Genomic DNA, 26584 nt, shown 5'->3' on the forward strand with positions numbered 1-26584 from the left:
CGATGGCGGGGGATGGAAGGAAAGCTTCCATCCCCCGATGACAGGCTTCGGCCCGGATCAGGCGGCCACCAACACGGCGTCTTCGACCAGGATCGTGTTCGCCCCGAAGGTGTAGACATTATAGGCGTGGCCATCGACAAGTTGCTGACCGGTGATCTGCGCGCCCAGCATCGTCACCGTATCGGCGGAACCGCCCGCGATGGTGAGCGTGTGCGCGGCCTCCGTCGCCGCGAGTACGCCGTCGGCCGTCAGCGTCAGGCTGTTGGCGCCATTGCCCGCGCCCAGGTCGACCCGCTCGATATTCTGGATATGGGTGTTGGCGTCGATGGTGAGGTTGATGCCCGCGCCCAGCAGCAGCGTGTCGATGGCGCTGCCGTCGGTGCCCGCGCCGGTGCCGCCGTCGATGAAATGGCCGGCGACATCGTCGGCCGCATCGTAGATCAGCACGTCGCTGCCAGCGCCGCCGTGGAGCGTGTCGGCCCCTGCGCCGCCGCGCAGCAGGTCGTTGCCCGCTCCGCCGTTCAGCGTGTCGTCGCCGCCATGGCCGTAGATCTGGCTGCCCGCGGCCGAGTTGGCGTTCAGCGTGTCGCTGCCCCCCGTTCCCTCCACCACCGTGCTGTTGGCGGCGAAGTTGAGCACGCTGGCGTCGACGAGCGCGCCGGCATTGGCGCTGCCGATCAGGCCCGTGCTATCGGTCGCGGTGATCGTCGTCCCGGCGAGCACGGCGGCGAGCAGGCCGCCGCCCAGGCCGCTGAGCACCGTGTCGAAATGGATGGTGTTCAGCAGTTCGTTGACCGCGAGATTGTCCATCGTCGTGCCGGTCGCGGGGGTGATCGTCAGGGTCGACGTGTAGCCGATCAGGCCCAATATGCCGCTGGTGCTGCTCACCACTTGCAGGCCAAGTTCGGCCGCCAGCGCGGACGAATATTGCAGCGTCGCGCCGACCGCCACCAGCGCCTCGTAGCGGAACACCACCTGCGACAGGTTGTTGTCGACGTCCGTGACGATCCGGTTTCCGCCGCCGATGGTCAGGATGCCGAGCGCCTCCGCGCTGACGAGGCCGAGCAGGCCCGAACTATTGTCGACCACCAGCGGGTTATGGGCCGTGGGCGCGGTGATCTGGAAAGCCTGGCTGTCGGTGTTGCCGATATTGCCGGCCGCGTCGACTACCCGGACATCGGCGGTATAGGAACCCGTGGCGAGATTGCCCGGTCCGAAGAACCAGGACGTGCCGTCCACGGTCGCGTCTGTCCAGGTGGTGCCGCCGTCCAGGCTGATCTGCACCGCATCCCCGGCGTCGAGCGTCGCGCTCAACGTGCCGAGGATGGTGGGCGACGTGTCCTGGGTGATGAAGTCGCCTGCGGTTTCCGTGTCGTCGGCGATGCTTGTGACGTTCACGGTCTGCGTCGGCGCGGTGGTGTCGATGGATATGGTGTAGGCGCTGGACGTGCCGGTGTTTCCTGCGGCATCGGTCGCCTGGGCGGTGAAGGCGTGGGTGGTGCCGTCGGTCAGGGCGGGGGAGGTGAAGGACCACGCGCTCGTGCCGTCAGAGGTGGCGGTGCCGACTGCGATGCCGTTGTCGAGGATTGTGACCGTGCTGTTGGCTGGACCGGTGCCGTCGATCGTCGGGGTCGTGTCGTTGGTCGAACTGCCATCGGCCAGCGGGCCGGTTATCGGAGCAAAATTATCGCTCGCGCCGGTAATCGCTACGGTCGGGGGCGTGGTGTCGATGGAGATGGTGTAGGCGCTGGACGTGCCGGTGTTTCCTGCCGCGTCGGTTGCTTGAACGGTGAAGGCGTGGGTAGTGCCGTCGGTCAGCGCGGGCGAGGTGAAGGTCCACGCTCCTGCGCCATCGGCGGTTGCGGTGCCGACTGCTATGCCATTGTCGAGGATTGTGACCGTGCTGTTGGCCGGGGCGCCTGAACCGCTGATCGTTGGTGTCGTGTCGTTGGTCGAGCTGCCGCTTGCGACCGTGCCGGTGTCGATGGTGACAGCCGGAGGCGTGGTGTCGATGGCGATCGTATAGGCGCCGGACGTGCCGGTGTTTCCTGCCGCGTCGGTCGCCTCTGCGGTGAACGCATGCGTCGTGCCGTCGGTGAGGGTGGGGGAGGTGAAGGTCCACGCTCCTGCGCCATCGGCGGTTGCGGTGCCGACTGCGACGCCGTTGTCGAGGATTGTGACCGTGCCGTTGGCTGGGGCGCCCGAACCGCTGATCGCCGGTGTCGTGTCGTTGGTCGAGCTGCCGCTTGCGACTGTGCCGGTGTCGATGGTCAGGGCCGGAGCCGTGGTGTCGATGGAGATCGTATAGGCGCTGGACGTGCCGGTGTTTCCTGCCGCGTCGGTCGCCTCTGCGGTGAATGCATGCGTCGTGCCGTCGGTCAGCGCGGGGGAGGTGAAGGACCATGCGCCTGCGCCATCAGCGGTTGCGGTGCCGACTGCTATGCCGTTGTCGAGGATTGTGACCGTGCTGTTGGCCGGGGCGCCTGAGCCGTTGATCGTAGGCGTCGTGTCGTTGGTTGAGCCGCCACTTGCGACCGTTCCGGTGTCGATGGTGATTGCCGGGGACGTGGTGTCGATGGATATGGTGTATGCGCCGGACGTGCCGGTGTTTCCTGCGGCGTCGGTCGCCTGGGCGGTGAAGGCGTGGGTGGTGCCGTCGGTGAGGGTGGGGGAGGTGAAGGTCCATGCGCCTGCGCCGTCGGCGGTCGCGGTGCCGACTGCGACGCCGTTGTCGAGGATTGTGACCGTGCCGTTGGCTGGGGCGCCCGAACCGTTAATCGTTGGTGTCGTGTCGTTGGTCGAGCTGCCGCTTGCGACCGTTCCGGTGTCGATGGTCAGCGCCGGAGCCGTGGTGTCGATGGATATGGTGTATGCGCCGGACGTGCCGGTGTTTCCTGCGGCGTCGGTTGCTTGAGCGGTGAAGGCGTGGGTGGTGCCGTCGGTCAGCGCGGCGGAGGTGAAGGTCCATGCGCCTGCGCCGTCGGCGGTGGCGGTGCCGACTGCTATGCCATTGTCGAGGATTGTGACCGTGCCGTTGGCTGGGGCGCCTGAACCGCTGATCGTCGGCGTCGTGTCGTTGGTTGAGCCGCCGCTTGCGACCGTGCCGGAGTCTATCGTCAAGGCAGGGGGGAGCGCGTCGACGGTGGTGCTTGCTTGCGGGCCGGTGTTTCCGGCCGCGTCGGTTGCGGTTGCGGTGACGACCGTGCCGTCGGGGAGCGGAGAGGTGGGGGTGAATGTCCAGTCGCCCGCGCCATCGGCGGTCGTCTGGCCCAGCGCAACGCCGCCGGTGCTGATCGTCACGGTGCTGCCGGGTTCGGCCGTGCCGGAAATCTGGGCGCCGTTGCTGAGATCGAGCAGCGGCGCGGGCGGCGCCGTCAGGTCGGGAGCGACGGCGGTGACGGGGGTGCTGTGGTTGCCGCCGGGATCGGTCACGACCACGCTGACCGTCTCGCTGTCGATGAGCGGCGGGCTGAGCGGCACGGTGAAGTTGCCGTTGTCCCCGGCGGTGGCGCTGGCGTCGGGGATGCCGTCGCCGTCGGTGTCCACGCTGACGGTCGCGCCCGGTTCGGCCTGGCCGGTGACGGAGGTTCCGTCCGGCGATACCGTGACGCCGGTCGCCGGTTGGGGCGGCGTCAGGTCGGGCGCGTGGACGCTTGCGGGCGGGCTGGTGTTGCCGGCGGCGTCGCGCACGGTGACGCTGACATTCTCATCATTCACCAGCGGCGGGTTGAGCGTGACGGAAAAGCGACCGTTAGCGTCCGCGGTCGCGCTATAGTCCGGCGTGCCGTCGCCATTCACGTCGATGCGGACCGTGGCGCCCGCCTCGGCAGCGCCGGTCAATGTCGTGCCGGCGGCGTTTATCGCCAGGTTGGATGCCGCTGCGGGCGCCGTCGTGTCGGGCGTGGGTTGCGTGGGGTTCTGGCCGCCGCCATTGGGCGAGCGGTTCCCTCCGCCGCCGCCGCCCGCTGCGGCTGCGATGGCGCCGCCGCCGAGCAGCAGGCCGCCAAGGATTCCCGCAGTGCCCAGCCCGCCGGAGCCGCCTGCCGCGGCGAATTCGGCGGCGATGCCCAGCGGCGTATAGCCGGGAAGGAGCGCACCGCCAGCCGCAGGCGTCAAATCCACCGCGACCAATTGCTGATAGTCGTCGAGCAGATAGAGATGAGAGCTTTTATCGAGGCTCCCATAATAATGTTCGATTCGGAGTGTTTGCCCATCCTTGAGATGGATGACCAGATCTGATCCTTCGCGGCTATAATTGTCGACCATGTTGCGCGAAATATCCAGGGCGACATGTTCGCCGGGAGAAATTGCGATCTTGTCTGAAATGATGCGGGTCTTGACAGTCTGGAGCTGTTTCGTTTCCGAGGCGACCTTTGCCGACAATTGCATATCCATTCTCCCGAACGAACGCATTGGAGTTGCGCCATTATTCTTCACAGTAACGGCCGAATTCGCTGCCAAATTCTTGCGAGGTGCGGTTAATCCGCTGTTAACTATGCATATATTGTATTGATAGCGTAACGATTTTCATTTTGGTGAAAAGCAACGATTTCAGGAGGACTTTTGCAGTGTGAGGAATTGGCTTGGACCATGAATCATAAGTAAAATCCAAGTTCTGTCCTAGATGGGAAATGAACCGAAATGGAATGGAAAAGATATGATGATACGATGACGCTGTTTTAGATACTTTGCATGGCTCGGTCTACGTCTTAGCATGCAAAATGGATATTTTATTTTACTGGATGTGATTGCGTTTTGTTCCGGTGACATTAGGTCGCGTGGACATATTGGGAATGTCGGGAAATGGCCAATGGTGGGCGTTAATGCTTCCCCTCCCCTTCAGGGGAAGGGGACTGAGGGGTGGGGGCGTGCCCCACGCGAAAGCAGTCCTGTAACGGCACTCCCCCACCCCAACCCCTCCCCTGAAGGGGAGGGGCTCGACAACGGAAATCCATCCAAATCATTCGGTCTGGCGGGTCTTGGATTTGTCCACGCGCCCTAGGGTTACGCTCGGCAAGACGCGGAACAGAGAACTGAATACATAACCGGGACGATTTATATGAGGTGATTTGTGACCTGTTCCAACCTGGAATTAACTTACATTATATCGCCGTGACATAATTGTAACAACTTGCCTATTTATATAAACAGTTGGAAATCGCGCCGCGCATGTGGGTTCTGTCGCTGAAGGCATTGAGGGATGCCTTCTGCAAGGGAACAGGTGTGACATGCAGCTTCGTGGCATTTTGCTTGGCTCGGCGGGCTGGGGCGCCGCCGCTTTATTGATCGCGACCGGGGCTGCCCATGCGCAGACCGACAGAAACGCAGCCTCCTCCGCCGCTGCGACGGCGCCGCAGGGCGGGGACGCGGCATCGGACGCCGGAGAGTCCGTCATCATCGTGACCGGATCCCGCATCGCGCGGCCGACGCTGGACTCGCCGATCCCGGTGACGTCGCTGTCCGTCGCCGACCTGACCCGCAGCGGAGGGACCGTCATCGGGGACGCGCTCAATGACCTGCCGTCGTTGCGATCCTCCTACAGCCAGGCGAATTCCACCCAATATATCGGCACGTCCGGACTTAACCTGCTCGACTTGCGCGGTCTGGGCGTCACGCGGACGCTGGTTCTGGTGAACGGCCGCCGCCATGTCACCGCGTCCGAAGGCGATTTCCTGGTCGACACCAACACCATCCCCACCGACCTGATCGATCGCGTCGACATCGTGACCGGCGGCAGTTCGGCCGTCTACGGTTCCGACGCCATGGCGGGCGTGGTGAATTTCGTGCTGAAGCGGGATTTCGAAGGTCTTTCGCTGGACGCCAAGGCCGGCGTCACCAGCTATGGCGACCGGGGAACCTATCGGCTGTCGGGCACCTATGGCAAGAATTTCGCGGACGGTCGCGGCAATGTCGCGCTCAGCCTTGAATATAACCGGGCCAATCTGCTGACCTATACGGATCGTCCGTCCCTGACGGGCGCTTTTTCGGGACGGCGGCAATTTCAGCTCGTCGACAATCCTTCGCTGGACAATGACATTCCCGACCGCAGTTTCCTGACCGGAGTGCACAGTTTCGGTTATGACAATGGCGGCAATTTCATCGCCTATGACGGCAGCAGCCCGCTGTCCTGCGGCACGGGCGCGGCCGGGGCCTGCCGCGCCAACGGCTTTCCCCGCGTCTTCGGCTTCAACCCCGACGGTTCGCTCTATCAATATGCCTATGGCAATGATTTCCGTCCGGCGGGGTCGGGAAACAACCAGAACGGCAATGGCGCGACGCTGAACGACCGTGGGACGCTCAATCCCTCGCTCAAGCGCTTCGTCGCGAATTTCCTGGCCCATTATGACGTGTCGGACGGCTTTCGTCCGTTCATCGAGGCCAAGTTCGTGCGCGTGAAGAGCTTCAATCAGGGCGCGCCGACATTCGGGCAGGGCGGCGAGCAGGGCACTGTCGAGGTCGAGGATGAGGACGGCAATCCGATCCGCGTACCGGCCGCGCCGGACACGTATCTGGGGTCTGGCGTGCCCATCTTCTTCGACAATGCCTATCTGCAACCCGGCGCGGCCGCCACCATCCGGTCGCTGCTGCCGGCCGGGGCGGAGTTTTTCAGGCTGAACCGCAACAATAATGATCTGGGCACGCGCGACGAATATGATCGCCGCGACACCTATCGCATCGTGGTCGGCGCGGAAGGGACGTTCAACGACGACTGGCGCTATGACTTCTCGGTCAATTACGGCAAGTTCAAGAGCCGCTCGCTCTTCTACAACAACCGCATCGAATCCCGTTTCCAGAACGCGGCCGACGCCGTTTTCAACGCGGCGGGCGATATCGTATGCCGCATCAACCAGGTGACCGTCACGGACCCGGCCTGCGCGCCGCTCAACCTGTTCGGCGAAGGGGGGCGCAGTCAGGCGGCGCTGGACTATATCAACACCACATCCTCCCGACGGGGCAGCGCCAGCGAGTTCGACGTCAACGCCAATCTGGTGGGCGACAGTTCGCAATGGTTCGAACTGCCCGGCGGCCCCGTGGCCTTCGCCATCGGCGCGGAATATCGGCGGGAAAAGGCGTCCTACGCTTATGACGACACGGTGAAGGGCGGCGACACCTTCCTGAACGCCATTCCGGATTTCAATCCGCCATCCTTCGCGGTCAAGGAAGCCTATGGCGAACTGGATGTCCCCTTGCTGAAGGACATGCCCTTCGCGCAGGAACTCAGCGTCAACGGCGCGGTGCGGGTGGCCGATTACAAGGGCGCTACGGGCACTGTCTGGGCCTATAATGGCGGGGCGATCTATGCGCCGGTTTCCGACATCAAGTTTCGCGTCAACTATTCCCGATCAGTGCGCGCGCCGACCCTCAGCGACCTTTATTCATCGCCGTCGCAGAATTTCGATCTGCTGGACGATCCCTGCGACGTCAATTTCATCGACAAGGGCAAGTCGACGCGGGCCGCCAACTGCGCCGCCGCAGGGGTTCCCGCAGGCTTCGTCAACAGCGTGGCGCGGGCGGGAAGCACGGAGTTCCTGTCCGGCGGCAACCCCAATCTGACCGCCGAAAAATCGCGTAGCTGGACCTATGGCGTCATCGTGCAGCCGCGCATGATCCCCGGCCTGTCGATCACCGCCGACTATTATGACATCAGGATCGGCAAGGTCATCAGCGCGGTGGACGCGCAGACCATATTGGACGCATGTTATGACGGCGCGACGCTGAGCAACCAGTTCTGCCAGCTCATCTTCCCCCGCCAGGGCAATGGCCTGTTCGCGAGGCCCGCGCTGTTGCAGAGCACGGTGAACTTCGCCGCCCTGGTGGCGAAGGGCATCGACATGGATGTGGCCTACAACCATCGCTTCGATGCCGACAACAGCATCGCCGTCCGGCTTGTCGGCACCTGGGTGCGGACCCGCACCGATTATCCCTATCTCGACAATCCGGGCCAGCCCGAACGGGTGAAGGGCGAGTTGGGCGATCCGACCTGGAACGTCAACGCGTCCATCGACTACACGCACAGGAACCTGACCCTGGGCTATCAGATCCGCTATATCGGGCGGCAGTCAATCACCGATTGGGAGGCGCAGCACGACACCTATGGCGTCCCGGCGCTTGACCCCAACTATGCCGACACCGTCTATTATCCGCGTGTCTTCTACCATTCGGTCCGCGCATCGCTGGACGTGGACAAGCGCTTCACCCTGTATGGCGGGGTGGACAATCTGACCAATCGCAAACCGCCCTACGGGTTGCTCGGCAATGGCAGCAATGGCGATGGAGACGCCATTTACGACAATATCGGCCGCTTCATGTATATGGGCGTGTCCGTGAAGCTTTGACGGTTGGCTTCGTCATGGAAAGGGGCGCGATGTCGCGCCCCTTTCGGATTTACAGCCTGTAGCCGAGGCGAACGCCGAACGTCCGGGGCGCCAGGGACGCGCCGCTGATGAAGCCGCCGATGGAGACCGGCGCCCCGGTCATGGAGGCCCAGGCGTTCTTGTTGGCGACATTCTTCATGAACAATCCGCCGCTCAAATGACCGTCCGGATGCTGATAGTTCAGATATAGGTCGACCAGCGCATATCCATCCTGGGAATAGCGTTCCGTGTTGAAGGGCGTGAAATACATCTTGCTTTGATATTTCGCCTCGGCCCGGATGGTGATGTCGCCGATTGCAGGATGCCAGCTATAATCCGCGCCGCCGGAGAGGGTCCATTTGGATGTCTGCGCCAACATATTCCCGGCAAGGTTGATGACGCCCAGGTTCGGCCGGTTCGAATCGACGCTGGAATAGACCTTATATTCCGGGTCGAGCCATCCCGCCTGCACGTCCAGATGGAAATCCCGCGCGATGGTGGCGTCGACCGAGGCTTCCGCGCCCCATATGGTCGCCGATCCGGCGCTGTCCACCAGGTTCGCGCCGCCCAGCGGATTGATGCGCGTCACCTGAAGGTTGGTGTATCGATAGTAGAAGCCCGCGCCGTTGATGCGCAGCCGCCTGTCGAAAAGATCCAGTTTCGCGCCAAGCTCGTAGCTTTTCAGTTGCTCCGGAAGGAAGGCCCGCGTGCCCGTGCCCGGAACGAATCCGCCGCTGCGGAAACCCTGGGAATAAGTCGCGTAGAGCAGGATGTCGTCGTTCGGCTTGGCGCGCAACGTCACCTTGGGCGTGAACTTCTTGAAGGTGGCTTCGGCCCGCGGGAATGTCGCGGGCCTGGGCAGGTTCGCCGGGTCCAATATGTCGAGCGCGGGATTGTAGAAATTCGCCGGGTTGGCGATCACCGCCCCGCCGGGGCTGCCCGCAGGGGTGGGGTAGGGGAAGGTCGGCGCGGCGACATTGGCGACGCCTTCGGAATAGCGGTTCTTGGTTTCCGAACTGAAGCGGCCGCCGATGTCGATGCCGAAGACGGGGGTGAAGTCGTAGCCGATCTGTCCGAAGACGGCATAGGCGTCAGTCTTCACGCCGCCAAACTGGTAGAAGGTCTTGATGAGTTGCGGCGACAGGGCAGGATCGGCGGTGCGGCGGTCGCGAATGAGGCGGTTCTGGAAGTAGAGATCGTCCCAATAATAATAAACGCCCGCCACATATTGGAAATCGCCGGACGAACCGCCAAGTCTCAATTCCTGGCTGAACTGTTTCCCCTTCACGAACTGCGCGGCGAAGGCGGCGTCGACCAGCGTGCCGTCATAATCGAACTGATTCTTGTAATCGACGTCGCGATAGGAAGTTATCGACGTCAGCCTGGCGAAGTCCGCGAAATCCCAGTCGATGGTGCCGGAGAAGGCATAATCGTCCTTCTTGAACCAGGAAGGGGTGTTGCCGGTCGTGTTGCGATAGAGATTGCGCGCCGGGGCGCCGCCAAGGATGAAAGCGCGATTGGTCGTGGCCCCGGCCGCGCCGGGCGCGACGGGGTCGGGATCGCCCGGCCCGACATAGTGCAGGGCGAAGGCATAGTCGTCCTCATGGAAATATTCGCCCGACAACAGGATGCGCAGATTGTCCGTCGGCTTGAACAGCAGCTTGCCCCTGATCGCCTTGCTGTGCTGATCGTCGATGGGGTTGCCGATCCCGTCATGGCCATAGCCGCCGCGGTCGACCGACTGGACCGCGAGGCGGGCGGACAGGGTGGACGAGATCGGACCGCCGACTGCGGCTTCCACGCGGACCAGCCCGTAATTGCCCGCCGTCACCTCGCCAAAGCCCTGCAGCGTGTCGGTGGGGTCGCCGGTGATGACGTTGATCGCGCCGCCCGTCGCGTTCCGGCCGTAGAGCGTGCCCTGGGGCCCGCGCACGACTTCGATCCGCTGGACGTCGAACATGCCGTCGGTGGTCGCCACGGGCCGTCCGATATAGACGCCGTCGACGTGGAACGCGATCTGGCTTTCGCTGTTGCCCTGCGACGCGGTGTTGCCGATGCCGCGTATCGTGATCCTGGGAACGCCGTTCGCGACGTTGATGTTCACATTGGGAAGGCCGTTGCCGAGCCCCGATATGTCGGTGACGCCGTTCTTGCGGAGATCCTCGCCCGTGATGGCGCTGATGGCGAGGGGCGTGTCCTGAACCGTTTCGGCCCGGCGCTGGGCGGTCACGATGATGTCGTCGCTCTGCGCCGCCGGTTGATCGGGGCCTGCCTGGGCGCAGGCGGGGGCCGCCGCAGCCGCCGCGAAGGCGATGACGCTGATCGCGCCGAAATTAAATGGTCGCATAAATACCTCCCCTGTCATTTGCCAATCCATGGGCCGTCGACGGCATGGCTGCATGCCTTCGCGGACTTCTTGATTCCCCCTATATATTATTCGGCGATTCAAAAAAGGGAATAATTGAATTAGCAATCAATAAAATTATGCGAGCGATTGAACGGGCGGACCTGCGGGTTGGCCGGACGCGGGTTCCAGCAGGAAATTCATCCGGGCCGCCGCGATGGGGCGATCGGGATCCTCCTGCCACGCCTGGGCATGGATGTTCGCGATGCGGCTGCCCAATTTCATGATCCTGCCCTGCGCGAAGGATTGGCGGGGGGCGCCGTTCCGCATGAAGTCCACCGTGACATTGACCGGTTTCAGCGCCATGCCGTGATGCGCGCCCAGGGCGTGGTTCAACGCCCGATAGGCCGCGAGTTCGAGCAGGCCCGCGATGACGCCGCCGTGCAGGAAGCCGCGACGCCCCTCCAGATCGTCCGAAAAGGGCAATAGGCAGAGGGGTGCTCCGGGCGCGCCGTCGACGATCTTTATCCCCAGCAACTCGGCATAATTTCCCATTCACCGATCCTTCAAGGCGTACATGAAGGTGCCCGCGACCATCGCGATGGGCCGGTCGGATTCGCCGTCATGCGCGGTGCCGCGCGCGAAGGCGATGCGCCGGGTGATCCGGAAACATTCGCCCCTCGCGAAGATGCGCCTTCTGGCGCGGGCGGGCTTCAGATAGTCGACCCTCAGGTCGAGCGTGACGCAGGAGTGGATGTCGTCGATGGCGCTCCACACGGCGGTGCCGCACACATAGTCCATAAGGCTGACGATCGCGCCGGTGGAAAGGCTTTCCGTCGCCGGATCGACGACCAGTTCCGGCTTCCAGTCCAGATGGGCCTCCATCCAGCCGCGGCCATATTGCGCTATCTGGATTCCCAATTTGGCGTTGTGGCCGAATGACTCGGCAAATGCCGCATGCTTTTCCGCCGGGATCGTCCGGTCCATCGCGAATCTCCGCTTGATGCCCGCGCCTACAGCCTTTCGATGATGATGGCCGGGGCCATGCCGCCCGCCGCGCACATGGTGACCAGGCCGCGCTTCAGGTCGCGCCTTTCCAGCTCGTCCAGAAGGGTGCCGATCAAGATCGATCCGGTTGCGCCGATCGGATGGCCCAGCGCGATGCTGCCCCCGTTCACATTGACCTTTTCCCTGTCGAGATCGAGGTCGCGGATGAATTTTTCGGCGACCACGGCGAATGCTTCATTGACCTCCCAAAGATCGATGTCGTCCACGGTCAGGCCGGTCCTGGCCAATATCTTGCGGACCGAGGGGACGGGCGCGTTCAGCATCAGCGTGGGATCGTCGCCCAGATTGCCGGTCGCCACGATCCGCGCGCGCGGCGTGAGTCCGTTCTTTTCGGCATAGCTGCGCGAGGACAGCAATATGGCCGCCGCGCCGTCGACCACGCCGCTGCTGTTGCCCGCATGATGCACATGGTCGATGGCAAGGCCGGGATATTTGCGGGTGATGAGATTGCGGAACGTCGTCCCTTCCTCATCCAGCACCATGTCCGCCACCGCCGCGAAGGAGGGCTTCAGCGCCGCCAGACCCTCCGCCGTGGTGTCGGGGCGGGGATATTCGTCCCGGTCGAGCGCCAGGCTGCCATCCTCCCGATAGACCGGCACGATGCTCCGGTCGAAGCGGCCTTCGGCGATGGCGGCGGCGGCGCGTTTCTGACTTTCCAGGGCGAAGGCGTCGACATCCTGCCGCCCGATACCCTCCAGGCTGGCGATGGCGTCGCCGCACACGCCCTGATGCGACTGGGGATGCATGCGTTGCAGCCGCTGATTGCCCGATCCCAGCATCGTCGGCGGGAAACCGGCGGCTGCTTCCTGCCGGGCGATGGTGGCGGTCAGCGACATCATCTCCGTTCCGCCCGCGACCAGCAGATCCTCCATCCCGCTCATCAGTTGCGCGGCGGCCAGGCTGACGCTGGTGATGCCGCCGCCGCAGAAGCGGTCCAGCGTCATGCCGCTCACCCTGGTGTCGAACCCGGCGTCGAGAGCGGCCATACGGCCCAGATCGCCCCCCTGTTCGCCCTTCTGCGTGGAGGTCGACCAGATCACGTCGCCGACATCGGCGGTGGCGATGCCGTTGCGTTCCGCGATGGCGCGCAGGACGGTGGCGGCGAGATGTTGGGGGTGCATATCGGCGAGGGCGCCCTTGCCCGCCTTGCCGATGCCGCGCGGCGTCCGGACGGCGTCAATGATCAGAGCTTCTTGCATGGAGGAGTCCTTGTTCGATCTAAGATGCTGCGGCGATCAGCGCGGGGCCATGCGGATGGCGCCGTCGAGGCGGACATGCTCGCCATTGAAATAGCTGTTTTGCAGCATGGTCAGCGCCAGATCGGCAAATTCGGCGGGATGGCCGAGCCGCTTCGGGAAAGGCACGGCGGCGGCCAGCCCCTCCAGCACATTGATCGGCGCGGCCAGCATCAGCGGCGTCGCGAAGATGCCGGGCAGGATGGTGTTGATCCGCACGCCTTCGCCCATCAGATCGCGCGCGATGGGCAATGTCATGCCGACGATTCCGGCCTTCGACGCCGCATAGGCCGCCTGGCCCATCTGCCCGTCCTGCGCCGCGACCGACGCGGTGTTCACGATGGCGCCCCGCTCCCCATCCTCCAGCGGATCGAGCGTCAGCATGCCCGCGGCGGACTTCGCCACGCAGCGGAACGTGCCGAGCAGATTGACCTGGATGATCTTTTCGAAGGCGTCGATGGGGAAATGCTTGATCGCGCCGGTCGCCTTGTCGCGGCTGGCGGTCTTCATGCCGTTGCCGGTTCCGGCGCAGTTGACCAATATGCGTTCCTGCCCATGGGCCGCGCGCGCCTGCGCGAAGGCGGCGTCGATGCTGTCGTCGCTGGTGACGTCGGCGCGGCAATATGTGCCGCCGATGGCGGCGGCTACGGCCGCGCCCTTTTCCTCCGACAGGTCGAAGATCGCGACTTTCGCGCCCCTGGCGGCGAGGGCGCGGGCGGTCGCCTCGCCCAGTCCGGATGCGCCGCCGGTGACGACGGCCGCCACGGTCTGATCAATCTTCATTCTGCACTCCATGAATAGTGGTATGACGTCACCGGCTTCGCGGCTTTCGTCATTATAGGAAAAGGCGGGATATTCTTAGTTGCGCCATGACGTTGCGGTTCGGCGTATGCGGAGTCGGTTCATTTCGGCCAATATCTGTCGCGGACAAGGCGCTTGTAGAGCTTGCCGGTAGGATGGCGGGGCAATTCCTCGACGAAATCATATTGTTTGGGAACTTTCACGCCGCTGAGAGTGGCGCGCACGAACTGGCGCAGTTCATCGGCCAATTCGGGGCCTGCGTCCCTGGGGTCGTTGGTCTGGATGACGGCGACGACCCTTTCGCCCAGATCGGGGTCGGGCGCGCCGATCACCGCGACGTCGGCGACCTTGGGGTGCGTCTGGATCAGATTTTCCACTTCCTGCGGATATACGTTCACCCCGCCGGAGATGATCATGAAGCTCTTGCGGTCCGTCAGGTAGAGATAGCCCTCTTCATCCACATAGCCGACGTCGCCCATGCTGGACCAGCCATGGCTGTTGCGGCTTTCCTGCGTCTTTTCGGGGTCGTTATGATATTCGAACCGCAGGCCGCCGCTGAAATAGACCTGCCCCACCTGATGGGCGGTCAGCGGTTCGCCATCCTCGTCGCAGATATGCACTTCGCAGCCGATGGGGCGGCCGACCGAACCCTTATGGTTCAGCCATTGCTGCGGATCGATGGCGGTCATGCCGTTGCCCTCCGTCCCCGCATAATATTCGTGGATGATGGCCCCCCACCATTGCATCATCGCCTCCTTGACCGGGATGGGGCATGGCGCGGCGGCGTGGAATGCAGTGCGAAGGCTGGACAGATCATAGCGCGCCCTGACCTCTTCCGGCAGGTTCAGCAGCCTGATGAAATGGGTGGGGACGAACTGCGCGACCGTCACGCCATGGCGTTCGATCGCCTTCAGCACGTCTTCGGCGTCGAACCTTTCCATGACGACGACGGTGCCGCCAAACTGGTGCACCAGCATGGCCCAGGCCTGCGGCGCCGCGTGATAGAGCGGGGCCGGGCAGAGGAACACGCTATCGCCCGATCCGCCGTAGAGCGTCGTGAACAGGGCGGCCATGGGCGGAAGGTCCAGAAGCGTGCCTTCGCTCAGGGCGCGTTTCACCCCCTTCGGCCTGCCGGTCGTGCCCGACGAGTAGAGCATGGGGCCGCCGACGGATTCGTCCGCGATGGGCGTTTCCGGGAAGGCGGAGGCGGCGTCATCCCAGGAGGCGCAGGAGCCGTCATGGGCCCCGGCCATATATTTGGGGAGGTCCGGGAAAATCGCCGCCAGCTCCTCCGCAACCGTCCCGGCATAGGCGGAGAGGAACAGCGCGCCCGCGCCGGAATCGCGGATGATATATTCGGATTCCGCGGCGGTGAGGCGCGTCGAAAGCGTGGTGAAATACAGGCCCGCGCGCTGGGCCGCCCACAGGAAGATGAAGATGTCGAGGCCGTTTTCGAGGATCGCCGCGACGCAATCCCCGCGCTTCAGCCCCAGGGAGCGGAACAGATGGGCCGTCTGGTTCGCCCTGGCTTCCAATTGCGCATAGTTGAGGGTTTTGCCCGACTGGGCCAGGATGATGGCGGGTTTTTCGGGCGTCGCGCGCGCAGATATGAATGGATGCGTCACAGGCCTGATCCTCCACTGTGCGTATTTGGTTGTGGCGGGCGACTCGGCCCTTCATGTGCAGCGATCAACTAACAATAATAGATTGCTTATTCAATATATGCCGGACGCGGCGGAAATTTTCCTCGTCCGGCCGCCGTCCGCTGCCAAATTCGCTCGCCAAATCAGGCTTGCGCGTATATGGGGGTGCGATGCCCACCGTCAAAAATGCCAAGCCGAAAGAGGCGCCTCGCGTTCCTGGCAAGCGGGGAAGGCCGCCCCTGCGGGACATGGGCAGCCGCCCGGACATGCGCGAATATCTGATGCAGACCGCCAGCGAAATCATGATCGCGAAGGACAGTTCGGAAGTTTCGCTGAGCGAGATCGCGGAAAAGGCCAATCACAGCCCTGCGCTGGTGCAATATCATTTCGGGAACAAGCAGGGGCTTTTGCACGCGATCCTGGAGCGGGACGGCCGAAGGGCGCTCGCGCAATTGCATGAATTGATGGATCTGGACCTGCCCGCGGTGGAAAAGCTGCGCATTCATATCAGCGGTCTTGTCAGCGCCTATCAGCGGGCGCCCTATTTGAACCGGCTTATCCACTATATGATCCAGAGCGAAGATCAGGAAGTTTCGGGAAAAGTATTCACGGTTTTCATTGAACCGCTGGCGAAATTCTACGAAGTCATTCTCGCGGAAGGGGTTGCGTCGGGACAGTTCAGGGATATTCCGCCGATGCATCTCTTCTTCATCGTGACCGGCGCGTCCGATCAGCTATTTTACCGGAGCAACACTTTGAGGGTCTTCGGGATCAGCGAAGTGACGGAGGAGGTCAAGAAGGATTATGTCCGGTCGGTAACGGGCATCATATTGGGCGGGCTTCTTGTCGACCCCGGCGCGGCTGCGCGGATTCAGCTTTGAAGGGCCGGATTATTAAATAATCGATCAATATAGGGTTCCGGCATCTTGTGCCTTTCCCCTCGACGCAGCGAATATTGGGCGGCGCCTGAGGCATAGGGCCTGCCCGGCCGGGTCAGAGCAGGTCGAGGCTGCCCAATTTCAGCGCCTGCCGGGCAGGGCGTTCGGCCATGACGGCGAACATCTCGTCGCCGCGTTCCGTGCGCTCGACGCTCATCGACGCGAAGACCGCCATGAAATAGCCGCTGAGCGCGCCGAGCCGGTAGTCGGTCCAGAGGGCGGCTTCGTCAGGCGCTATGCCGCGCCTGCGGAGCGCCGCGATCCATTGGTCGAAGGCGGGGCGGTCGGCGGCGGCGCGTTCCGCCGGGTCGGCGATGCTGGTGCCGATCAGATAGGCAAGGTCGGTCGCGCCGCTGCCGCGCCCCAATGTCTGCCAGTCGACCAGCCAGCATTGGTCGCCGCCGGGCGCGAACAGGATATTGTCGATGCGCAGGTCGCCGTGGACGAGCGCGCGGGCCGCCGGTTGCCGCGCCATATAGGCTTCGAGACGCTCCACGATGCCCGCGCCCAGGTCGAGTATATCCGGTGCGAGCCGCGTCGCGTAGCGATCCCGGAAGCCCGCATAGAGTTGCGGGAAGAGGGCGCGGATCAGCGGGCTGGCGTCCCGCGTGAGCCACGGTGTCTCGTCAAGCCGGGGATCGTTCCAGAGCAGGGCGTGGAGGCCCGCCGCCGCGTCGATGCAGGGGGCGAGTCCGGCCAGTCCCAGCCCCGCCAACTGGTCGCCCTGCCGCGCGGGGGCGAGGTCGGACAGGATCAGGATGAAGTTGACGTCGTCGTCCGCTATGTCGGCATGATGGCATGTCGGTGCGGCGACGCCGCTGCCTGCGGCGAGTTCGCGATACCAGTTTACTTCCTTGAGGTAGGTGCCGGTCATCTTCGCGATGTTGCGGCTGGCTTCGTCATGGCTGGGGAATTTGACGATGACGGTGGCGGGGGCGGCGTTGTCCGCCCAGTCGAGCGTCAGGCGGAAACTGTCGCACATCTGGCCGGTGCCGACCTTGCCATAGGTGAAGCCGCGAAGCGCCTGGGGCGGCTGGCCCAGTTTTTCGGCGAGCCAGGCCGGGGTCATCGTTTCGGGTGATGCGGGGAAATTCATGATGCTGGCTCCATCAGGCCGGTGAGACGGGTGGGGGCGTGGGGACCGACGAACATTTGTTCGAGCACGCCGACGCCGCGATGCGTGATGCCGCCGTCGGTCAGTTCGGCGGTGACGAACGCCTGGATATGCATGGCGAGCGGATTGCCCCAGGCGCGCTCCGCCTCCGCCATGCTGTCGTGCGCGACCGCCGGTTCGGGGCCATGGTCGAGGCCGTGGCCCCAATGCGGATGGGTATAGCCCAGGCCGCTCATCGCGAAGACCGGCCCGGTGGGCGTCAGCGCTAACGACCGGCCGCCGCCCAAATCGGCGGTCATGCGGGCCACGCGGCGGGTGCCGGGTTGCCATTCGATGCCGAAGGTCGCCGCGTCGAAATGCTGCTCTCCGCGTTCCCCCGCGATCACGGCGCGGCGGTTCCATGGGCTGCCTTCGCCATCGTCATTGCTGTGGAAGAAGAGCGAGCGGTCGGCGAAATTGCAGGGCGTCCAGAGCCAGAAGAACTGGCTGAAATTGCCTTCGGGCGGTGGTTGCGGTTCCCGTGCCCCGACCGGGCGGACGCCCCAGCTTCGGTCGCGGGTTCCGGGCCAGCCGTCGCCGACCTCGATTGGCCGTCCGTCGACCGACAGGCGGCCCGACCAGAATCCGTTCTGCGTCATCCGCGTATAGTCCATGAACAGCCGCGTGCCGTTGCGGCGGATGAAGCGGGGTTCCTCGATCGGGAAGTGGCGGGCGCTGAAGGTCAGTTCGGCGGTCAGGGGGCCGTCATTGGGAGCGATGCGCAGCGTGATCACTTCCAGCGGCGCGTCGATCTCCAGCGAGATGGGGCCGACCGACAGGTCCAGCCTTTCTCCGCCCGACCGACGGCTGGCGCGGAGATTATGCTGCACCCCGTCGACAAGGACGCAGAAGCTGGCGTCGACGATGCCGAGTTGGGGATAGAAGCCCATCGCCGCGGCGAAGAAGACCGACCCGTCCGGACTATAGCCGTTGAAGAAATAACGGTCGTAGAAATTGCGGTCGGTCCCGGCAAAGGCGATCGGCTCGCTGGTCTGGTGGAGCGGATAATCGTCACCCTTGGTCAGCATATATCCTTCCTCCCGCCTGTCCGTAATGAGATACGGTACATATGTACCATATCTTGCGATGGGCGGCGCATGTCAAGGGGCAATGGGCTGTCGGGTGACCGGGAGAGCAAATGAGGGAAATGCACTGGAAATATGGGCCGGTTTCCGGCAGTCTGGCGGCAATCGGGGGGAAAGCGCATGTCGGAACGCCAACTCAAGGCATGGCAGGATGCGGGCCTGATCGATGCCGGGACCGCCGGGCGAATCCGCGAGTGGGAGGCGGCGCATCATCGGCCGCTGGGCCTGTGGGCGATCATCGGGCTGGGCGCGCTGGCCATTGGTCTGGGCATCGTGTCCGTCGTCGCGGCGAATTGGGACGCGATATCGGGGGAAACCCGACTGGCGATCCATTTTGCCTTGATGGTCGGGCTGGCGGGGCTGTTGTGGCGCTATCTGCCCGATGCGGCGGCGAAGAATGATTATTTCAACGATGGCGCCTTGTTCGTGGCGGCGGTGCTGGGCCTCAGCTTCTTCGGGCATATCGGGCAGGTCTATCAGACATCCTCTCCGCTGTGGCAGCCGTTGCTGGTGTGGCTGGTCATTTTCTCGCCGTTGCTGCTGCTGTTCGGGCGGGGCTGGCCGGTCGCGGGCCTGTGGCTGGCGGGGGTGTTGGGCACCGCTTGGTCCCATGCCGATGAATATGGCCGGGGCTGGCTGTGGGGGCAGTCCATGCCGCAGCCCGCCTGGCCCACCCTTTATTGGGGACTAATCGCCACGCCCCCGATGGCGGTGGCTGCCCTGGCCGCATTCATGCGCGGGCGCAGCGACCGGCCCGGCTTCTGGCGGTTGCTGGAGCAACTGGCGATGATCGTCATCCTGACCGGCGTGAGCATCGCCATCATCGCGGGCGGGTGGGACAGCGGGACGCATCATGTCGTCGGCAGCGCTGTGATCCGCAGCCTTGCGCTGGCCGGGACGGCGGCGGTGATCTGGGCCTTCAGGCAAGGCCGGTCCGGGCAGGCGACGGCGGGCATATTGGCCGTCGCGGCGGTGCTGCATGTCGCGCAGGCTCTGCTCCTGGGTGTCGAGGGGGCGACGCGGGGACCGTGGATCGGCGCGCTCTTCTTCCTGCTATTGTGGAGCGCTGTCGCGGCGGGCGCGCTTTTCGCGCGGTGGCGGCGGCTGTTTCAGGGGGCCATTGCGTTGCTGGCCCTTCGCATCATCATCCTCAGTTTCGAACTGAATGACGACCTGCTGGGTAGCGGGGCGGGCCTTATCCTGTCCGGCGCTTTCGCCATGGCGGTGGCCTGGGGGACGGTGCGCATATCCAGACGCTATGCTCCGGCGGAAAGGAACGGCGAATGAGGGCGCTTTCTTCGCTTCGTCTTTGGCTGGCGGGGGCGTTGCTGCTGCCGCTGGTCGCCTTTGGTTTTAGCTGGGCGGCTACCTATCGTCTGGCCCAGCAAGGGCAGGAATGGCTGGTGCCCATTCGGGGCTATGATCCGAGAGACTTGTTGCGCGGACATTATGTCCAATATCAATATGACTGGCCTGTTGCGGATGCTTCGTCGGAAGGGCAGGACAGCCTGTCCTTTGCCAGCCGGTTATGCATCGAGGGGACGGCCCCCGATATCGTTCGGGTGCGGGAATTGCCCGCTGCCCTGGGGCGGGACGATCCGGGGCAGGCGAGGGGATGCGCCATTGTGGTTCGGGAGTCGCTGGGTACGCGGCGGGAGGTCCGGGGGTTGAGTTCGGGCATTTTGTTCGCATCGCAGGAGCGCGCTTTGGCATTGTCGCGGCAGTTGACGGATGTCCGTCAGCAGGGGTTCGTGCGGGTCAGGATCAGGCCCGATGGGGTCATGCGGCCGGTGGATATTGAGTTCAGGCCGCGTGGGGGTGGGTCGCCGCGTTAGCGGCGTTCTTCCTTGGCCGATAGCGCGGAAGCTCGCTGCGCTCGCGCCCACCCCCTGACCCCCTCCCGCTTGCGGGAGGGGGGACCACCGAATCCCACCTGCGAGATCTGAATTTGTCCGCGCTGGTTGACTTCAGCGCTTCTCAACGACCGATGCGCACAACTTGTTTGCGCTAAAAATCTACTAATCTAGTAGAGAATGAAAATCCGCGTGGGGCGGAGGGGGTAGAGAAGCGCTTTTCATGACATATGCATATCGTTCGCTCGTCGCTAACGCGTCGTTGGCTTCCGCCATGTTGCTGGCGCAATCGGCTCAGGCCCAATCTGCTCAGGCGCCGCTCGATGAAGCGGGCGGCGGCGGGGAAATCATCGTCACCGCCGAACGGCGGGCGACCGATCTGCAGAAGACCGCCATCGCCATTTCCGCCTTCACGCCTGAACTGCTGGAGCAGCGCAACATCGGCAGCGTGCGTGATCTGGCGGGGCAGGTGCCCAATCTGTTCGTGGCGCGCGCGTCGATCAGCCATACGACGCAGACCTTCTCCCTGCGCGGCGTGGGGGAGGCCGATCCGATCCAGGAGCCGGTGCTGGCCGTCTATGTCGACGATGTCTATGTCCCCCGTCAGATCGGGTCGATGAGCGAGTTCGTCGATCTGGAACGGGTGGAATTGCTGCGCGGGCCTCAGGGCACGCTGTACGGCCGCAACAGCAGCGCGGGCGCGTTGCGCCTGATCACCCGCGATCCCGACGACACCACCCATGTGACGGCGGAGGCGGGCTATGGCAGCTATAATGACGTGCAGTTGCGCGCTTTGGTCAGCGGGCCGATCGTCAAGGATAGGCTGTCGGCCAGCCTGTCCTACATCCATCGGAAGCGCGACGGCGTCACCTACGATCCGACGCTGGGCCATGATGTGAACCGCATCGATCTGGATGGATGGCGCGGCAAGCTCCGTTTCACCGGGGTCGCCGGTCTGGACGCGCAATTGACGCTCAACGTGATCCGCGACCGCAGCGACAGCCGGTCCTATGTGCCGGTCGACCAGCCGGGCGGGACGTTCAGCCGCCGCCGGTCCTATTCGGAGGTGGAGCCGCTCCAGCATCTGAATGCGCTCAACGGATCGCTGCGCCTGATCTATACGCTGTCGCCCCAGCTTTCGGTCAAGTCGATCACGGCGGCGGGCGGCTTTGACCTCGATCCCGTCTTTTACGACAATGATGGGCAAGCTGCGCTGATCCAGAAGAATCTGATCCATTATAAGGACAAGTTCATCAGCCAGGAGGTGCAACTGAACGGCGAACTGGGCGATGTCAGCTTCACCAGCGGCCTGTTCTACCTGCATGAGCGTTTCTTCGTGGAGCGGGACGGGTTCAGCCGGACCGGCACGGCGGCGACCGCGCCGATCAGCAAGCAGCGCGCCCACAACATCACCTATACCGATGCCTACGCCGTTTTCGGGGAAGGCACGTGGAAGGCGAGCGACATATTCAGCCTGACGGCGGGCATTCGCGGCACCATCGAGAAGAAGCGGTTCCTGTTCGACAACAAGCTGATCGACGACAATCGCAACGTGGTGGCGCAATCCATCGCGGGCGAGGCGGAAAAGACGTGGAAGGCGCTGACGCCCAAAATATCGGTGCAGGCGCAATGGACCCCCAATCTGCTCAATTATCTGACCTGGTCGCAGGGGTTCAAGTCCGGCGGGTTCGACAATCGCGCCACGCGGCTGGACCTTGCCACGCTGCCCTTCAATCCGGAGAAGGTGACCACCTATGAAGGCGGGTTGAAGGCGACCCTGTTCGGCCGGGCGCTGCGCAGCAATCTGGCGGTCTTCTATAATGACTATAAGGATTTGCAGGTGTCCTTCTACGACCCGGCCTATGTCGGGCTGCGGCGCGGCAATGCGGGCAAGGCGCATAGCTGGGGCGTGGAACTGGAAAATGACCTGCGGCTGACCGACGCCTTCAGTGTGCAGGCGTCGGGCGGCTATCTGAAGGCCGTCTATGACGATTATAAGGGCGCGGGCGGCAATGGCGTCGATGCGGACGGCAATCCGCTGACCAATGCGCCGAAATGGTCGCTTTCCGGCGGGGCGACCTATGACGTGCCGCTGGGCGCGGGCGGCAGCCATTTGCGGTTGTCGGCCAACGCCCAATATCAGAGCGGTTTCTATTCGAGCGCGCTTGCCCGGCCGCAGGATCGTGTGCCGGGCCAGACCTTCGTCAACGGGAGCATCGCTTGGACCCTGCCGGACGACCGGTTCCAGGTGGCGTTGACCGCCAGGAATATATTCGGGGCGAACAAGCCGGTTAGTTCGACCTATCAGCCGTCCACGGGGGTCTATTATAAAAATTACGCCGATCCGGCGACCGTGCTGGCCAGCGTCCGCTTTTCCTATTGACGGTCATCGGCGGGCCGTCGGCTGCGCCGCGCAATGTTTCGATTGCAGGAAGGAGAGGACCAGCATCTCTTCGGGGCGGAGGCCCTCGAGCTGGCTGCGCACGGCGCGCTTCGCCTTGCGTTCGATTTCCAGCACCAGGCTTTGGGTCAGATAGCTGTCGATCACCTGCGGGTGGACATAGCAGCGGCGGCATATGGCGGGGGTGTTGCCCAATTGGGTCGCGACTTGCCGGATGGCGGCCTGAACATTGCGTTTCGCGGCGGCTTCGCTATCGGTCCTTTCGAATTCCACCAGGGTCAGGGCGGTCAATACCGTTCCGGCCCAGGTGCGGAAATCCTTGGCCGTGATGTCGCTGCCGCTGATTTCGCGGAGATAGGCGTTGACGTCTCCGGAGGTGACTTCGCGCCGTTCGCCATCCTCGTCCAGATATTGGAACAGATGCTGGCCGGGAAGTTCCTGGCTCTGCCGCACGATCCGGGCGACGCGGCGGTCGGTCAGTTTCAGATTCCACAGCTTGCCGCCCTTGCCCGTGAAGCGGAAGCGGATTTCGTCGCGTTCGACCCTGACATGCCGGTCGTTGAGCGTGGTGAGGCCGTAGCTGCGATTCTGCCGCGCATAGTCGATATTGCCGACGCGGATCATCGTCGCCTCCAGCAGCCAGATGATCGTTGCCAGTATCTTTTCGCGGGGAAGGCCCCGGCGGCGCATGTCGCTGTCGATCCGCTGGCGGATGCCGGGCAGCGATCTGGCGAATTCCAGCATATGTTCATATTTGCTGCTGTCGCGCATTTCCCGGAAGCGGGGGTGATAGAGATATTGCTTGCGGCCCCGCGCGTCGCGGCCGGTCGCCTGGATATGGCCATTTTCCTCCGGGCAGATCCACACGTCCGTATAAGCGGGCGGGATGGCCATGGCGTTGATCCGTTCGATCACGCTGCGGTCGGTGACGCGCTCCCCCTTCGTATCGAAATAGCGCCAGCCGTTGCGATAGGGGCGGCGGGTGAAGCCGGGTTCCTCGTCGCTTGCGTAGAAGAGGCCTGCCTCCGCTTTTTTCCTGCCGGTATCGACATTGGTTTCGGTCGTTTCGGTCCGCTTTTGCCGCTTCGTCATGACAGGCAGAACGCGCCCAAGCGAAACCGGTTTCGGATGCTTTGCGCGAAGGGGTGAACTGATCGCTCCGGCAGTCGTTGGCAGGGAAAGGAGAGTATCGATGTCCGAGACCGAGATGATTCACGAAGATGGCCTGCCGGGTCATGAATCCCGGCTGGAACCGAAACCGGAATGGGAGCCGCGCTATCCCGGATCGGGTCGTCTGGCCGGGAAGGTTGCCATCGTGACGGGCGCGGACAGCGGCATCGGGCGCGCCGTGGCGGCGCTCTATGCGCGGGAGGGGGCGGATGTCGCCATCCTCTATCTGTGCGAGCATGACGATGCGGAAAAGACGGCGGAGATCGTCCGGGGCGAAGGGCGGCGGGCCATCCGCATCGCGGGCGATCTGGGCGACAAGGGCTTTTGCGAGCGGGCCGTCGCGCAGGTGGCGGAGGAATATGGGCGCATCGACATAGTCGTCAACAATGCCGGGGAGCAGCATCCCGATCAGGACATTGCCGACATTACGGAGGAGCAGCTTCGGCGCACCTTTCAGACCAATATTTTCGGCATGTTCTTTCTGACGCAGGCGGCGCGGCCGCATCTGCGGCGGGGGGCGGCCATCGTCAACTGCACGTCCGTCACCATGTATCAGGGGTCGAGCGAACTGCTGGATTATTCGAGCACGAAGGGCGCGATCACCGCCTTCACCCGGTCGCTTTCCGAAAATCTGGTCGGGGAGGGGATCAGGGTGAATGCGGTCGCGCCCGGACCCATATGGACGCCGCTCAACCCATCCGGCGGGGCGAGTCCGGAGAAGCTGGAGCATTTTGGGGAAAGCACGCCGATGGGGCGGCCGGGCCAGCCCAATGAAGTCGCGCCGTCCTTCCTGTTTCTGGCGTGCGATGACGCCAGTTACATGTCGGGGCAGGTGCTGCATCCCAATGGCGGGACGATCGTCAACGGTTAGGCTGTATCGACATTCAATTTAAAATATGAGGACGTCGTTTTAGCATCATTCCTCCCCATCGATAGATGGGGAGGGGGACCGGCCGAAGGCTGGTGGAGGGGAATGCGGCACCACCTGCGATTTTCCCCTCCACCACCGCTTTCAGCGGCGGTCCCCCTCCCCACGCTGCGCGTAGGGAGGATTTAACGTCCGCCCGACATTGGGAATTTGTCCCCGCGGCCTAGGACCAGTAGGAATCGCCTCCCGTCACAGGCTTTGAACGCTTCGCCCCGAAGCGTCCTTTCCGGCGGGGCTACGCAGGATCGCCTGGCTGAGATCTTCGTTCTCCCTTTTACGAATCCATAAAAGGAGAGTGATAATGGTCGATACGATTGAAACCGACGAAAGCTCGCGCCTGATCGCTTCCAACAAGGTGGAAGGCACGGCTGTCTATAATCATCAGAATGAGAAATTGGGGTCCATCTATAATTTCATGGTGGACAAGCAAAATGGTCAGGTCGAATATGCGGTCCTGCAATTTGGCGGATTTCTGGGCATGGGCAATGATTATTATCCCCTGCCGTGGAGCATATTGAGCTACGACCCGTCGCAGGGCGGTTATGTGATCGATCTGGACAAGGATGTGCTGGAACAGGCCCCGCGCTATACGGCCGGGAACGAGCCGGCCTATGACAAAAATTATGGGAATAGCGTCTACGACTATTATGGCGTGACCTATCCCTATTGAACCGCTGGAGGGGCGGCGCGCGCTGCCCCTTCGGGAACCAACTCCGGTTCCGGGCGCTGTTGGCATGGAGGTTGTTCATGCCCGCACGCGCATATTGGCAGGGCCAGATCAAGCTGGCGCTGGTGGCCATTCCGGTCGAAGTCTATCCCGCGACCAAATCCGGCGCGGCGATCAGTTTCCGGCAGATTCACGAACCGACGGGCAAGCCCATCCAATATGAAAAGGTGGTGAGCGGCGTCGGGCCGGTGGATCGCGACGAAATCTTCAAAGGCTATGAATTGTCGAAGGGCAATTATGTGCTGCTGGAGCAGGACGAGATCGAGTCGGTGAAGATAGAGAGCCGCAAGACGCTGGATCTGGTCCAGTTCGTCGAGGCTGACGCGATCGACGTGCTTTATTATGAGAAGCCCTATTTCGTGATTCCGGCGGACGATCTGGCGGAGGAGGCCTATGCCGTGCTGCGCGACGCGTTGCGGCGGACGAAGAAGGTCGGGCTGGGGCAGCTTTCCGTGCGCGGGCGCGAGCAACTGGTGTCGATCAAGCCGTGCGGGCGCGGGCTGGTGCTGGAGGTGCTGCGCTATGCCGATGAGGTGGTGAAGGCGCAGACCTATTTTCGGGGGCTGCCCGCCGATACCGCCGATGAGGATATGCTGGACCTGGCCGTCGGCATTATCGACAAGCGGACCGCGCCCTTCAGTCCGGAGGAGTTTCGCGACCGCTATGTCGAGGCGCTGCACCGCTTGATCGACAAGAAGAAGAAGGCCAAGGGCAAGCGCATCATCGAGGATGTCGATGACCAGTCCACGGCGCGCAAGGGCGGCAATATCATCGACCTGATGGCCGCGCTCAAACAGTCCGCTGGCGAGGGCAGGCGTAAAGCGCCAGCGGCGAAGAAGGCCGCCGCGCCGAAGAAGGCCGCGCCCCGGCGCAAGAGCGCCTGA

18 protein-coding genes are annotated in these 26584 nt (G+C 63.5%); 8 read left to right on the plus strand and 10 right to left on the minus strand.

All coding sequences use genetic code 11. The annotated features are described in order from the left end of the window. Positions 1-57 precede the first annotated feature (57 nt). A complete protein-coding gene (locus BV95_RS11195) occupies positions 58-4389 on the minus strand; it encodes an Ig-like domain-containing protein (protein WP_051749724.1) in 4332 nt (1443 codons plus the stop codon). Between the two features lie 839 nt (positions 4390-5228). On the opposite strand from BV95_RS11195, the gene BV95_RS11200 reads away from it, so the two are divergent. Continuing rightward, the gene (locus BV95_RS11200) at positions 5229-8336 is read left to right on the plus strand and encodes a TonB-dependent receptor domain-containing protein (protein WP_037451497.1); all 3108 of its coding nucleotides are present in this window, start codon (positions 5229-5231) and stop codon (positions 8334-8336) included. A gap of 49 nt (positions 8337-8385) precedes the next feature. Here the strand turns inward: BV95_RS11200 and BV95_RS11205 are convergent, their stop codons facing one another. The 6 genes from BV95_RS11205 to BV95_RS11230 form a co-directional block, all read right to left on the minus strand. Beyond that, positions 8386-10701, minus strand: coding sequence for a TonB-dependent receptor (locus BV95_RS11205; protein WP_037451500.1), 2316 nt, complete (start codon positions 10699-10701; stop codon positions 8386-8388). 135 nt (positions 10702-10836) lie between these two features. After that, positions 10837-11253 (minus strand): PaaI family thioesterase, encoded by a 417-nt coding sequence (locus tag BV95_RS11210; protein ID WP_051749725.1) that lies wholly within the window; start codon positions 11251-11253, stop codon positions 10837-10839. After that, positions 11254-11685 (minus strand): PaaI family thioesterase, encoded by a 432-nt coding sequence (locus BV95_RS11215; protein ID WP_037451503.1) that lies wholly within the window; start codon positions 11683-11685, stop codon positions 11254-11256. A 26-nt stretch (positions 11686-11711) separates the two neighbouring features. Beyond that, on the minus strand, positions 11712-12965 hold the full coding sequence (locus BV95_RS11220) for an acetyl-CoA C-acetyltransferase (protein WP_037451505.1): 1254 nt from the start codon (positions 12963-12965) through the stop codon (positions 11712-11714). Between the two features lie 36 nt (positions 12966-13001). Then, on the minus strand, positions 13002-13784 hold the full coding sequence (locus BV95_RS11225; protein WP_037451509.1) for an SDR family NAD(P)-dependent oxidoreductase: 783 nt from the start codon (positions 13782-13784) through the stop codon (positions 13002-13004). Positions 13785-13903: 119 nt separating this feature from the next. Then, positions 13904-15427 (minus strand): acyl-CoA synthetase, encoded by a 1524-nt coding sequence (locus BV95_RS11230; protein ID WP_037451512.1) that lies wholly within the window; start codon positions 15425-15427, stop codon positions 13904-13906. 266 nt (positions 15428-15693) lie between these two features. On the opposite strand from BV95_RS11230, the gene BV95_RS11235 reads away from it, so the two are divergent. Next, positions 15694-16326, plus strand: coding sequence for a TetR family transcriptional regulator (locus tag BV95_RS11235; RefSeq protein WP_051749726.1), 633 nt, complete (start codon positions 15694-15696; stop codon positions 16324-16326). A 112-nt stretch (positions 16327-16438) separates the two neighbouring features. On the opposite strand, the gene BV95_RS11240 is transcribed toward BV95_RS11235, so the two are convergent. After that, entirely contained in the window at positions 16439-17479 is a 1041-nt protein-coding gene (locus tag BV95_RS11240; RefSeq protein ID WP_037451515.1) for a phosphotransferase, read from the minus strand. Further along, positions 17476-18564, minus strand: coding sequence for an Rv3169 family protein (locus tag BV95_RS11245; RefSeq protein WP_037451518.1), 1089 nt, complete (start codon positions 18562-18564; stop codon positions 17476-17478). Before BV95_RS11245 ends, BV95_RS11240 begins: the two co-directional genes overlap by 4 nt. Before the next feature lie 177 nt (positions 18565-18741). Here BV95_RS11245 and BV95_RS11250 point away from each other — a divergent pair, with 177 nt between their 5' ends. The 3 genes from BV95_RS11250 (at position 18742) to BV95_RS11260 (ending at position 22857) form a co-directional block, all read left to right on the plus strand. Next, positions 18742-19908, plus strand: a complete 1167-nt coding sequence (locus tag BV95_RS11250; RefSeq protein ID WP_037451520.1) for a DUF2157 domain-containing protein — start codon at positions 18742-18744, stop codon at positions 19906-19908. Further along, positions 19905-20456, plus strand: a complete 552-nt coding sequence (locus BV95_RS22725; protein ID WP_051749727.1) for a GDYXXLXY domain-containing protein — start codon at positions 19905-19907, stop codon at positions 20454-20456. Before BV95_RS11250 ends, BV95_RS22725 begins: the two co-directional genes overlap by 4 nt. A gap of 241 nt (positions 20457-20697) precedes the next feature. Further along, a complete protein-coding gene (locus BV95_RS11260; protein ID WP_037451523.1) occupies positions 20698-22857 on the plus strand; it encodes a TonB-dependent receptor in 2160 nt (719 codons plus the stop codon). A 3-nt stretch (positions 22858-22860) separates the two neighbouring features. On the opposite strand, the gene BV95_RS11265 is transcribed toward BV95_RS11260, so the two are convergent. After that, positions 22861-23967, minus strand: coding sequence for a DNA topoisomerase IB (locus BV95_RS11265; RefSeq protein ID WP_037451525.1), 1107 nt, complete (start codon positions 23965-23967; stop codon positions 22861-22863). A 100-nt stretch (positions 23968-24067) separates the two neighbouring features. Between BV95_RS11265 and BV95_RS11270 the strand changes: the two genes are divergently transcribed. The 3 genes from BV95_RS11270 to ku all read left to right on the plus strand — a co-directional run bounded on the left by BV95_RS11270 (position 24068) and on the right by ku (position 26584). Continuing rightward, positions 24068-24916, plus strand: coding sequence for an SDR family oxidoreductase (locus BV95_RS11270; protein WP_037451527.1), 849 nt, complete (start codon positions 24068-24070; stop codon positions 24914-24916). A 358-nt stretch (positions 24917-25274) separates the two neighbouring features. Further along, a complete protein-coding gene (locus tag BV95_RS11275; protein ID WP_051749728.1) occupies positions 25275-25643 on the plus strand; it encodes a PRC-barrel domain-containing protein in 369 nt (122 codons plus the stop codon). A gap of 77 nt (positions 25644-25720) precedes the next feature. Continuing rightward, positions 25721-26584, plus strand: a complete 864-nt coding sequence (gene ku, locus BV95_RS11280; RefSeq protein WP_037451530.1) for a non-homologous end joining protein Ku — start codon at positions 25721-25723, stop codon at positions 26582-26584.

The organism is Sphingobium chlorophenolicum (assembly GCF_000722875.1).
Lineage (GTDB): Bacteria > Pseudomonadota > Alphaproteobacteria > Sphingomonadales > Sphingomonadaceae > Sphingobium > Sphingobium chlorophenolicum.